Origin of the sequence: Anoxybacillus sp. EFIL, assembly GCF_013096955.1 — a bacterium.
GTDB classification, from domain to species: Bacteria; Bacillota; Bacilli; order Bacillales; family Anoxybacillaceae; genus Anoxybacillus; species Anoxybacillus ayderensis.
The window spans coordinates 1-398 of sequence record NZ_SDLH01000120.1 but is presented as its reverse complement, the minus strand read 5'-3'; the positions used below and the strand labels follow the sequence as shown (position 1 = coordinate 398).

General features: G+C 35.2%; 1 protein-coding gene. It reads right to left on the bottom strand.

Annotation, left to right across the window (positions count from 1 at the left end; all coding sequences use genetic code 11):
• Positions 1–93: 93 nt before the first annotated feature.
• Positions 94–398, bottom strand: a 305-nt coding sequence (locus ES017_RS15625) for a hypothetical protein (RefSeq protein WP_216367608.1), incomplete at its 5' end; no start/stop codon positions are given.

The window sequence follows — 398 nt, the reverse complement described above, 5'->3', positions numbered from 1 at the left end:
CTCATTTCTTTATTTTTTTTGTTTTTCTTTAAGAAACTGTCTAAATCCGCAGCAGAATTCTCGGATGTGTCTGTGTTTAAATTTTTATAATGTTCAATTTTCTTGACTTCGTCCATTATATTTCTCCTCCTGTTCAAGCTCGTCTTGATAAAGCATCTGATTTAAAAGTTGTTTTTTGATGCGCTTCTTTAGTCGATCGTACTTTTCTCCTTTTAGCCACCAGTGTTTTCTTTGTGCTTGCTGTTGAACTATTTCCTTGTTAAGTATTTTTCGCCGCTCTGCTATTTTTTGCTTTTCAAGATTTATCTCAGCGATCTGCTGCTGAATGACTGCAACTTTACGTAACGAGTAAAATATATCCTGGCGAAATACTACTTCGCCGAGTAACTCCTTCATAT